Origin of the sequence: Sagittula sp. SSi028 (assembly GCF_048553715.1) — a bacterium.
In the GTDB taxonomy this organism is placed as follows: Bacteria; Pseudomonadota; Alphaproteobacteria; order Rhodobacterales; family Rhodobacteraceae; genus Sagittula.
The window spans coordinates 1-10,555 of the sequence record NZ_JBLZNC010000025.1; the positions used below are offsets into that span (position 1 = coordinate 1).

The 10,555-nt window shown below is 59.6% G+C and carries 7 protein-coding genes and 2 pseudogenes; 4 read left to right on the plus strand and 5 right to left on the minus strand.

Annotation, left to right across the window (positions count from 1 at the left end):
- Nucleotides 1-141 precede the first annotated feature (141 nt).
- The 3 genes and pseudogenes from ACN5AZ_RS18325 to ACN5AZ_RS18335 form a co-directional block, all read right to left on the minus strand.
- Nucleotides 142-363: pseudogene (locus tag ACN5AZ_RS18325) on the minus strand (transposase); the annotation flags it as partial.
- 74 nt (nt 364-437) lie between these two features.
- Nucleotides 438-1,526, minus strand: a complete 1,089-nt coding sequence (locus tag ACN5AZ_RS18330; protein ID WP_419430347.1) for a glycosyltransferase — start codon at nt 1,524-1,526, stop codon at nt 438-440.
- 114 nt (nt 1,527-1,640) lie between these two features.
- Nucleotides 1,641-3,072 (minus strand): annotated as a pseudogene (locus ACN5AZ_RS18335) (mannose-1-phosphate guanylyltransferase/mannose-6-phosphate isomerase).
- 420 nt (nt 3,073-3,492) lie between these two features.
- Between ACN5AZ_RS18335 and ACN5AZ_RS18340 the strand changes: the two are divergent.
- Nucleotides 3,493-3,807 (plus strand): hypothetical protein, encoded by a 315-nt coding sequence (locus ACN5AZ_RS18340; protein ID WP_419430348.1) that lies wholly within the window; start codon nt 3,493-3,495, stop codon nt 3,805-3,807.
- Here the strand turns inward: ACN5AZ_RS18340 and ACN5AZ_RS18345 are convergent.
- Nucleotides 3,790-4,905: a glycosyltransferase gene (locus tag ACN5AZ_RS18345; RefSeq protein ID WP_419430349.1), complete on the minus strand. Its 1,116-nt coding sequence runs from the start codon at nt 4,903-4,905 to the stop codon at nt 3,790-3,792. The two genes, ACN5AZ_RS18340 and ACN5AZ_RS18345, sit on opposite strands and share 18 nt — an antisense overlap.
- A gap of 268 nt (nt 4,906-5,173) precedes the next feature.
- Between ACN5AZ_RS18345 and ACN5AZ_RS18350 the strand changes: the two genes are divergently transcribed.
- The gene (locus ACN5AZ_RS18350) at nt 5,174-6,283 is read left to right on the plus strand and encodes an acyltransferase family protein (protein ID WP_419430350.1); all 1,110 of its coding nucleotides are present in this window, start codon (nt 5,174-5,176) and stop codon (nt 6,281-6,283) included.
- A 6-nt stretch (nt 6,284-6,289) separates the two neighbouring features.
- Here ACN5AZ_RS18350 and ACN5AZ_RS18355 read toward each other — a convergent pair whose 3' ends face one another.
- The gene (locus ACN5AZ_RS18355) at nt 6,290-7,381 is read right to left on the minus strand and encodes a glycosyltransferase family 4 protein (protein ID WP_419430351.1); all 1,092 of its coding nucleotides are present in this window, start codon (nt 7,379-7,381) and stop codon (nt 6,290-6,292) included.
- Nucleotides 7,382-7,502: 121 nt separating this feature from the next.
- Between ACN5AZ_RS18355 and ACN5AZ_RS18360 the strand changes: the two genes are divergently transcribed.
- Both ACN5AZ_RS18360 and ACN5AZ_RS18365 read left to right on the plus strand, forming a co-directional pair.
- Nucleotides 7,503-8,759, plus strand: coding sequence for a polysaccharide biosynthesis/export family protein (locus ACN5AZ_RS18360; RefSeq protein WP_419430352.1), 1,257 nt, complete (start codon nt 7,503-7,505; stop codon nt 8,757-8,759).
- Between the two features lie 163 nt (nt 8,760-8,922).
- The gene (locus tag ACN5AZ_RS18365) at nt 8,923-10,308 is read left to right on the plus strand and encodes an efflux transporter outer membrane subunit (RefSeq protein WP_419430353.1); all 1,386 of its coding nucleotides are present in this window, start codon (nt 8,923-8,925) and stop codon (nt 10,306-10,308) included.
- Nucleotides 10,309-10,555 lie beyond the last annotated feature (247 nt).

Below are 10,555 nucleotides of genomic sequence, written 5' to 3' on the forward strand. Positions count from 1 at the left end.
ACAACAATGAACGCCCCAATATGGGCATTGGCGGCATGACCCCCGCCCAGAAACTGAAAATGGCCGCGTAAATTCTACGACCAAGCCCCCGCAAAAATGGGGGGATTACCGACCGAAACTCGGCCTTGACCAAGACGGATACTCCTCCCGCAGAATACGGTTCTCTTTGCGCAAGCGCTCATTCTCGCGGCGCAGCTCCGCGTCCTCGGCAGCTGCCGGATCGGTCGAATAATCCCGCATCCACTTGCCCAAGGTCGAAAACCCTACACCAAGGTCCGACGCCACTTGTCGCCGTGTCAGGCCGCTATGCGTCGCGATCCGAACCGCCTCGCGCTTGAAGTCTTCACTGTGTTTGGGTGCCATATTCGGTCTCCTTTATAGCGAGCATTGCTCGCAGAAAACCGGAACGGAAGTGATGCAAGTCCAGAGCTCAGTTGCTAGACCCGGCTGTACCAGCGATCGAGATGACCGGTTGCCGTTTCCGCGGCAGCAGCCCAGGTGAACTTGGCGGCTCGGCGCTTTCCGGCCTCTGCCATGGCTTCCTGGCGCGCTGGGTCTTGTCGCAGAGCGAGCAACGCATCGGTCCAAGCCTTCATATCCGTGGCGGGCAAGACGAGCCCATCCTTGCCAACCACCTCCGGAAGCGCCGCGCGATCGGCGACGAATGCCGCTGCCCCGCGGCTCATCGCTTCCAGCGCAAGCAATCCAAAGCCCTCTTCGAGCGACGGCACCAGAGCCGCCAGCGCGTTGGCATAAAGCGCCGCAAGCTCGGCGTCGCTTACGAAGCCCGCGAAAATCACGTTGTCACCCGGCGTGACACCAGTGGCAATGAAGTCGTCTCGCGAGGCGTTGCCAAAGAGGACGAGCTGGATTGACGCCAGTCTCGGATCTCCGAACATCTCGATGAGGCGCCGGATATTCTTGTGCGGCAGTAGCGTTGCGAGGCCCACACAAAAGCCCTTCGCGTGCAGGGAGAGGCGGGACAGGATGCCGAGGTCTAGCGCGACGGTGCTCACCGCGCCGAGTCCGTTGGGCACCACGGCGATCCGATCGGGCGTGCCAAGGCCGTTGCGCAGAAGCGCGGCTCGCGAATAGTTAGAAATCGTCAAGACATGGTTCCCTGGCCGCGCGGCCCGGCGCGACAGCAGCCTGCGCCAAAGACGCGTCGTACGGCCATAGCTCTCAGGCGCATCGAAGACCTGTGCGTCATGCAACATGGTGACATGGCCGCGGCCACGAAGGGGAACCGTATTGAAGAACCCGGCAAGAACACCCTCGCGCGCGAGTTCGGGAAATTCCAATTGCTCCCATGCAATGCCGTCACGGTGCCCAAGTACGCGCATAGGCAGGCCGAGGGCGGTTGCCGGATCGGCCAGAGACGGCGGCACCGCGAGCGTCACGTCCCATCCGTCCCGCACGGCTGACAAGGCGCAGGTCAGATCCCGCGCAACCGAATTTACGGCGGTTCTTGGTCCGGAAAGGAACCGACCGTTGACAATCAAACGGCGTGGGGCAGGGCGTGGCATGGTGGCCTCCTCATCTCCCGGCGGCGCAGATGCGCGGCGGATAGCAACAGGAAAACATCTGGTTCGGCGAGCGGCTGCATGCGCTCCCCGAGAAATCGAGAGGCCTTCGTGAGGTCAGCCCTTCGCACCCCGCCCGCGGGCGTATTTGTCCTCGTAGCGGATAATATCGTCCTCGCCAAGATAAGCACCGGTCTGAACCTCGATGAGCAACCATGGGTAGCTTGCTGGGGTTCTCCATCCGGTGAATGGCGCCAAGCGGCACGTAGATCGACTGGTTTTCGGTCACGAGGGGCACGTTGTCATCCAAGGTCACTTTCGCCGTCCCCGCCGCAACGATCCAGTGCTCGGAGCGGTGATGGCGGCTTTGGAGCGACAGTGAAGCGCCGGGATGCACGTAAACCCGTTTCACCAGAAAGCGATCGGCAAGCACCAGTGTTTCGAACTTACCCCAGGGATGGTGATCGACCGGGAAGGTTTCGGCTTTCTTGGCGCCCTTTTCCCGCAGGGTCTTGACCGCGGCCTTCACGTTCTGGCTATCGGACATGTCAGCGACTAGGACGGCGTCACGCATGGCGACGGCCACAACGTTCTGGAGGCCAATTTCGACCAGTTCGATCTCCGGGCTTTCCGACCGCAGCATAGCATTCTCACAATTAAGGGCAGTGGATCCTTCGGTCAGCACGTTGCCCTTTTCGTATCGCGTCGTTTCAAGCCAGACCGATTCCCAGTTGTCGAGGTCTGACCGGTTGCCTTCGAAGCGCACGACAGAGACGTTGTCCGCCTTTTCCACCATTGCGTAATCAATGGAATCCTCGGGTACGATGTCCCAAGATTTCGGTTCGATGCGGGGGAAATTGAGATCCTCGGACGCGGTCGTTATTGCTTTCTGGACAGAGGAGAGAATCTCGGGCGCATGTGTCGCGAAGGCGTCGATGAGGGTCTGTGCCTTGGCGAGGAATATGCTGGAGTTCCACATGTTCTTCGGCTCGGCCAGCAGAGCATTGGCGCGTTCGAGATCGCGTTTCTCGATAAAGCGGTTCAAGGCGTGGACGCCCTCATGTGTCTGTGCGCCGATCGCGAGCCAGCCGTAGCCCGTCTCGGGGCGGGTGGCAGCGACGCCGAATGTCATGATCTGGCCCTCCTGCGCTGCAACGGCTCCTCTCGCGACAGCATTGCGCAACGCTTGCTGATTGTTGACAGGGTGACCTGAGGGGACGAGCAGGACGAGCGCTTCGGGATCGGTACGCGCGACAAAGAGCGCGGCGACGATGGCGGCCGGTCCCGTGTTGCGGCCTGAGGGCTCGATCAGGATGGCGGCAGGCTTGATACCGATGGCATCGACCTGCTCGGTGACGATGAAGTGGAAATCGTTGCCGGTTAAGAAGACGGGATCCGCATAATCAGGCCCTGCAAAGCGCTGTACGGTGGTTTGACGCAGACTCTGATCTCCAATGATGTCCTCGAATTGCTTGGGAAAACTCTTGCGCGACAAGCGCCGAAGGCGGATGCCGGAGCCACCGCAGAGGAGAACGGGCGTGATCTTCATTTTTTAGTTCCAGTTTTCCAAGAAGGAGGGACTTAAATCTAAATTGTGCCGACGCGTCCGTCAGTTGCAGCGCAGAACTGTTCCACACAACGCCACGAAATGAAGACACGCTTCAATCTTCGGTAAAGGCGTGGAGTACGATCAAGAAAAAACCCAGCCAGGAAGATTTTAAGGGGATTGCTGCGGCATCGCAGCATCATTTCAGGCTGGTGGATACTGCGGTGCAATCATCGCGGGGCGACGACGCTTTCGCAGAACATTCATGCGTGCTCCGCTATGAAGCGCGAACCGTATTTGGTAGCTTCGTTATATGCTGGTTGGCACCAAGGTGGGGTGCATTCTTGACGCGCATCGGTATAGGCTGGTGGCATTCGGCGAGAGGTTCGCTTAGTAGGTTTCGGACGACTTTAGGAGGTCATTATGTTCGCCATAGACTGGAACGTTCGGCATTGGTTTGCAGGTCGTCCATGCTGTTCTGCACATCTGGGTGAAACGGAGCGACACGATCCGAAAGGATGCGCCGCCGCCGATCAAGGAACCAGAAATTTAACGGGGTATTTGATCATATCGGCCGTGTTTTCGGTATTGCTCACGCTGATTGCTTTGTATGGCCTCGGACTCGGGATCCTTTGGTTCTTGCCGTTTTATGCAATCATTGGGGCGAGTATTTTCGTCTTGCTCCTCGTCTCCAGTTTTCTCTTCGCTACCCGAGGCAGATCAGGCTCCGATCTCTGACAGAGCCTTGCGGATACCTTCGGCAAACTTGGCCTCGGTAAACATGCTGGCGCGCTTGACGTGGGCCTCGGGTCCCTTTTTTGATAAGTCAGAGCCAAGGAACGCGCGCACTGCCTGTTCGAGGGCCTCGGTTGTCTGCTCATGGAAGAACATCCCGGTTTCTCCATTGACCACCGAGTCGAGAGCACCGCCGCGTCCGTAGGCGATCACCGGGCGACCCGAGGCCATGACCTCCACGGGCACGATGCCAAAATCCTCCTCTCCGGGAAAGATAAGAGCACGGCAGCGCGCCATGTGATCCTTGAGAACCGGGAAAGGGACCTTCCCAAGGAACTTGGTTTTCGGTCCTGCCTGAGCAGAGAGTTTCTGGACGGCCTCGTCCGGCCCGCCGATGATCACAAGGGGAAGGTCGAGCCGGCGAAAGGCTTCCACCGCAAGGTCCGGTCGCTTGTAAGGGGCAAGCTCACCGGCCCACAGGAAAAAATCGCCAAGATCTTCCGGAGCCGCGGGCGAGAAATCTTCAACGGCTACGGGAGGCGCGACGATACTGGCCTCCCGACGCCAGTATTTGTTGATTCGCCGAGCGACAAAGGACGAGTTCGCCACGAAGCCATCGACACGGGCAGCGCTTGTCACATCCCATTGCCGCAGTGAGTGGGCCAATATCGGCATCACCATCTTTGTAAGCATCCCGGCATCGTTGCGATAGATATGATAGTGATCCCAGAGGTAGCGCATGGGTGAGTGGCAGTAGCACAGGTGCGGCACGTCTGGCGGAACAATGACGCCTTTCGCCGGTCCGGACTCGGAGGAGATCACGAGATCGTAGCCGGAGAGATCGATTTCCTCGAGCGCGCGCGGCATGAACGGCAGGTACTTCGTGTAGAGCTTTTTCGCCATGGGCAGGCGCGCAATGCGCGTTTCGATAATCTTGTGTTTGCGCAATGTTTCGGAAAGGTTCGAAGAGTCGGCGACATGGGTGAAAATATCGGCGTTGGGGAACATCCGGCAGAGTGCCTCGATGACCTTTTCCCCGCCCCGCATATGGATAAGCCAGTAGTGGATAATCGCGACGCGGCGGTCGTCTGTAAACGTCATGCTGATTCTCTTAATAAAAATTCAAACTATCTTAGCCGGGTTGCCGGTTCTGACAACCGGGCGATTTCTGCGGTGCAGAATAGCGCCAAAACGAATAATGAAAATGCTCTTTGTGCGTTGGACGCGGGACAGCCTCGGCAAGATAGGGGTTGTCCGTAGCGCGACGAGGCGCGACACTTGCGTATTAACCACTTCATCATTTGCCTGTACATGGCTTCATTAATTTCGCAGGAGCGCCATGCAACGTTCCACCGCCCCCCGGAGAACAATGACTGATCGCACTTTTGAAACGACCGAAAGCAGGGGACGGATCGAGGCGCACAGCGCGCCTGAGGTCAAAGCGAACCTCTTTGGAATCCAGATGTTGCGGGCCTTGGCGGCCATTGGTGTCTTGGTACATCACGCATTAGAAACATCGAACGGTTTGCCCGGCGAGATGCGCATGGTCCCGGATTGGCTTACGACGTCAGGGGCATCCGGTGTCGACATCTTCTTCGTGATCTCCGGGTTCATCATGGTTTATGTCGGGTTTCGGGGTTCAGAGCCCAAGGTGCGCCCAAGAACGTTTCTTTTGCACAGGGCGCTGCGGATCTACCCAATCTATTGGCTGTGTTGCCTCGCGATTCTCGGCGTAACGGCTGTCGGGTTTCTGTCGAACCTCGATACCTCATCGGAAGCTGTCCTGCGCTCCTTCCTGCTTGTGCCCAATGACGCGCATGTTCTCGGTGTGGCGTGGACCTTGGTATACGAGATGTATTTCTACCTGCTGTTTGCTGCGACGCTGCTTTTTCGTTCCCGTCGCATTACGGTCTTCTTGTGCGCCGTCTTGTTGGTGCTTGGCCATCTTGCCGCGCCCCTGGCTGTGGATCCGGTAGTGCAGAGGTTCCTTGCCAATCCTATCGTGTTCGAGTTCGCGCTCGGAATGGGGCTTGCGCTGGCCTTCGCGAATGGGCGCTTGCCCGTTGTGCCTGTTGTGATGGGTTTGCCCACGCTGCTGCTGCTATTCGTCGCGCCGATCTTCATGCCACATGAAGGCACGCATGGTCTCGAAGGCTGGGGCAGGGTGCTAGCCTGGGGCTTGCCCTCGGCGCTGTTGCTTGCTTCGGTGCTATACGTCGCGCGCCCTGTATCACGCTTCGGGCGGCTGGTCGTGTTGTTGGGGGATGCATCCTATGCGCTCTACCTGACACATGTTTTTGTCGTCATCGGTTACAGTTTTCTCTTAAAGAAAGGTGTTTTCGATGGGATGCCGCAATTGGTCTCGGTGGGGCTGGTGTGTCTCTTGTCGCTCGGGGTTGCCGTCATGGCGCATCTCTATGTCGAGAAGCCCCTGACGGCCCTGCTCCGTGGTCCGCGCAGAGCATCCGTGGCAGGCTGAAATGTGCTAGAGGTCACTTTCCTCGAGGTTGCGCAGAAGGGTCTTTGCAGCCTCCTGCCATGTGAACCGCGCAACCTGCGCAAGGCCCGCCTCGGAAAGCCGCTGACAGAGTGCGGAATCGGCCGCAACGGTTTCCATGGCGGCAGTCCAGCCGGATAGGTCTTTGGGGTCGCGTGCCAGCGTGGCATTACCGCAGACTTCGGGAATCGCGCCACCCGTGGAGGAAATGACCGGGCATCCGCAAAACATTGCCTCTGCCGGTGGGAGACCGAAGCCCTCGGTCCGGGAGGGGAAAGCGAGGGCGCAGGCGTTATCGTAGAGCGCGCGCAGGGCATCGTCGGACACACGGCCCAACATGCGCACATCTTCAGACGGGGTGATACCCGCCTCGCCGAAGACCTGCGCATTGCCGCCACCGGCGATGACCAGCGGAAGTGTCCGGTCCCGGCGCCTCCGGGCAGCCTCGGCCAGCATGGCGAGGTTCTTGTGGGGGGCGAGGCTACCAATCACTAGTATGTACTTTTTCGGCGCAAGGCCATGTTCGGTCAGGATTGTCATGTCGGGCACGCTGCGCAGAACGTGATCCGCGCCGTTGGGCACGATCCGTGTCTTGCCCGGCGGCACGATGCCAAAATGCTCGAGTTCGCGCCGGGAATGCTCAGAGACTGTCAACACCAAAGCGGCACGCCGCCCGAGACGGGGTTGCAGCGCGTGATACCAAGTGCGGAAGGCGCGGGAATAGCTTTCGGGCGCGCGAAAGGCCTGCGCGTCGTGAAACATGACTACCTGCCTACGGCGCAGCACCGGACCCATGTTGCAAAGCGAGAGCAGAATGTCGTGCGGGCGGATATTCTGCAAGGCGAGCTGTTCCCACGCATGGCCGGACAGGCGGGAGGTGCTGGTTTCGATCAGGCCGTGAAGCGCTTTCGGGCGCGTGTCTGACGCAACGATCGGACCCGCCGGTTTGACCGCGCGCAAGGCGGCGAATTGGCCCGGCAAACCTTCCTTTGCGACTGCGGAGATCAATTCTGTCGCAACGCGGTCCACGCCGGTGGGTTGCCGCATCAGGAACCTGGCATTGAGGACAAGATCGGTCATGTCTGCTCCTGTTGAATCGGGCTCTCCGGCAGCTTGACGCCGGATGTTTGTACTCATGGGAGAGCAGGGAACGGGACAAGTCAACGCCGGGGCACGCGGATGAGCGCATAAGGGTGAAAACATGTTGCCGAGTTCCGCTGCATTGCGGCAAGGTGTGAAAAAGTTTTTTGGAATCAGGAATTGTACCTCGATGCGAATTCTTGCGATGATGTTGGCCTTGACGTTCGGATTGAGTGGTATGGCATCCGCTGATCCCTATCGCCTTGTTGCGGGTGACACCTTGGACGTGGTGTATTCGGGCCTTGCCGTGCCAATCTCTGTCGATGTGGATACCGACGGAGAGATCCGCTTGCCGGACCTTGGGGGAATTCCTGTTGCGGGGCTGACCCTTGATCAGGCCGAGGCGCAGCTTACCGAAGCGATGACCGCGCAGCAGCTTTACGTTGAGCCGCGCGTGAGCGTGAGTGTCACTGAGTATGCCGCGGTTGTCGTGTCGGGGGACGTGATGCAACCAGGGCGCGTTCCTTTCGTTCCGGGAATGACCGCTGCCGCCGCGATGGCCCTCGCCGGGGGGACGCAGGTGGCGGGGTTGACGCGTAATGAGATCGCGCGGGCGCGTACCGAGGCGGAAAACGGTCTTCAGACGGCAAATCTCGATATTGCCTGGGCCTCGGTGCGACTGGCCCGCTTCCGGGCGGCGCAGAGTGGCGGCGATCTGGACATCAAGACGAACGGTTTGCTAGCGGGCATCCCGAATCCAGCCTTGGCCGGTATCGATCTACTTATCGAGACGGAAAACAATATTCTCGAGACGCAGCGACAGCGGACACGCGAATTGGAGGTGTTCTGGGAGCAGGAGATCGAGACGATTCTCGGGCAACTTGCACTGTTCGATGACAGGATCGCCGTGCAACAGGGGATCGTGGAGAGTACCGCAGAAGCGCTTGCCCAATCGCGGGAACTCTCTGAGCGGGGCTTGCAGACCAATGCCCGCTTTCAGGTGGCCGAGCAGAGGGACGCGGATGCAAGGGCGCGCATGCTTGAATTGGAATCGGCCAAGATCGCGGCGGCTCGTGCTATTTCCGATGCGCAAAGGGCGCGGGCGCAATATCTCGCACAGCAGACCCAAGAGGCGCAAGCGGGTGAAAACGAGCTGCTTCTCGCACTTCAGGCGGCGCGGCTTCGCCACGAGAAATTTGCTGCGCAGACGGTGATTCTCGGGGGTCAGGCCCTCGGATCGGAAGCGGTTGTTGTAAATTTCGCAATCTCCAGTTCCAGAGAAGGGCGCAGCGGCATGGCCGTGCGCGCGGACATGCCGATCCTGCCGGGCGATCTCCTGGTTGTGAAGGTTTCGGCCGACACTGAATTCGACGGCTGAGGCCGCTCGGGGGAGGCGCATTTGAGGATGAAAGAGCGTGCGCTGTTGCAACAGTGCCCCACTGATTCGTAATTTCGAACACAGGAAGCGCTTGAGCGGCCGGAACCGTGTTAATGTCCCTGTAAAGAAGGCCCGCAAAGGGCCATGAGCAGTGGTACTATTCATGTTTCGAAAAATGAGCACTCTCGGCTTTGCCGGGCTTCTTGGCGCGTGCAGCGTTGTGGGTCCCGATTTTCACAGACCTAACATCGATCTGCCCCAATCCTTCGCCTTTGCTTCCGGCAGCGGCGGGCTTGAAGTGGCGGCCCGTCACATGTGGTGGTCAGGGTTCGAGGATCCACTTCTCGAGGGGATAGTGGCCCGCGCCATGGCGCAGAACATCAACCTTGCAATCGCACGGCTGCGCATCGAGGAAAGCCGCGCACTTCTCGGGACTGCCGGACGGAACGCGCAGTTGAGCGGCTCGGTCTCGGCCCGTGTCGAGGGTAGGCAGACTGGGCGCACGGATTGGGCTTACGACAAGTCGGTCACGTTCCAACCGTCTTTTCTGGTCGATCTGTTCGGCGGGGAAAAACGCGCAAAGGAAGCGCTCCTTGCAGATGTCGATGCTGCGGCCTTCGAAGCTGCCGCGGCGCGGATCGCGTTGCAGTTGGAGGTGGTGTCGACCTATATAGAACTGCGTTACAGCGAGGCGGCAATCCGTGAGCGCCGTCGATCCATCGACATCAAGTTGCGGACCGCGGGCGCGGTCAAGGCGCGTGTCGACCTTGGTGAAGCGACACGCGTCGATCTGCGCAGATCCCAGGCGGAAATCGCTACACTGCGTGCTCAGATCCCCAACTTGGAGACTGGCCGCGAACTCGCAGTGCTGCGATTGGCAACTCTTCTGGCCGAACCTGCGGCTAAGATCGGTCGGGAGCTCGCTGGTGCAGGTCAAGGCCAACCCAAACCGCCGGGACAGACCGATCCTGGCGTGCCTGCGGACCTTGTGCGTATCAGGCCAGACGTGCGTGCGGCGGAGGCGGCCTTCGCGAGTGCAGTTGCGGAGATTGGCGTCCGCGAGGCGCAACTCTACCCGTCATTGCAACTCACGGGGACTTTGACCGCCTCGACAACAAACGCGTTTCAAATGGGTCCGGTTCTCAGCTTCCCCGTGCTTGACCGGGGACTGCGCAAGGCCCGACTCGAAGCGGCGCAGATTGCGGCGAAACGCACGGAATCTGCCTGGCGCCAATCGATTATCGAGGCGGTCGAAGATGTGCAGATCGCACTAGTTCGGTACCAGAAATCCACGCGGCGAGAGCAGGAGCTTGGCCGGGCCGTGGCGCTGTACCGCGACACCTTTGTTTTGACCGAGGAAGCCTTCAAGCTGGGCACGCTGACCGTTGATGATGTCTTGTCGACGGAAGATAGCGCATCGTCAGTGCGGTTGCAGCGGGTCGATGCGCGGTTGGAGCGGGCATTGGCATGGGCGCAGCTGAACGCGGCTCTCGGGCTCGGATGGATGCCTACGCCCGCCCATGAACCCGAGCTTGCGTCGGGAGAATAGAGCAGCGCTCGGTCGCTTAATGGCTAGGCTCATGACTTCGGTAACGGGTGCGTCCCAGTCAAGCCGTTTTTCGCAAACAATTGATCCACCATAGCGGTTCCTTTGATTTTTTGGTGCGCGCCCTGGCTTCTGTCGTGGCTTTCGGCTGAGATCCTTGGGGTACATGCTTCGGTTCGTGGTCAGCGCGGCGGCTGCCAACATGATGCTGGTTCAATGTAATTCCGATGTGCCCATCTCATAGGCGTGC